The following is a 275-nucleotide window of genomic DNA, read 5'->3' as shown; positions in this document are numbered from 1 at the left end:
GGGCATCGAGGCGCCGGGCATGCTCGCTTCGCATTACGCGCCGGGCGCATCAATGCGGCTCAATGTCGGCAAGATCGCCGGCGGGGAGGCGCTGCTTGCCTTCGGCCGTCATCGTGCCGAAGGCTGGCAGGATGCGGTCGCGGTGCGCAATCTTTCCGAGGCGGGCGACCTGCGTGAGGCGGCCACCAATCTCTTCGCCTATATGCAGGCGCTCGACCGCAGCGGCGCCGCCACCATCGCCGTCGAGCCTATCCCGTTCGACGGGCTGGGCGAGG

At 69.5% G+C, this 275-nt stretch carries 1 protein-coding gene; it reads left to right on the top strand.

Going from position 1 to position 275, the window contains the following annotated elements; genetic code table 11:
* Positions 1-275: Sua5 family C-terminal domain-containing protein (locus EN851_RS35295; RefSeq protein WP_281041133.1), on the top strand; the 275-nt coding region annotated here is incomplete at both ends.

This window comes from Mesorhizobium sp. M8A.F.Ca.ET.208.01.1.1, assembly GCF_004791315.1.
In the GTDB taxonomy this organism is placed as follows: Bacteria; Pseudomonadota; Alphaproteobacteria; order Rhizobiales; family Rhizobiaceae; genus Mesorhizobium.
This window is presented reverse-complemented; position numbering and strand designations above follow the sequence as displayed.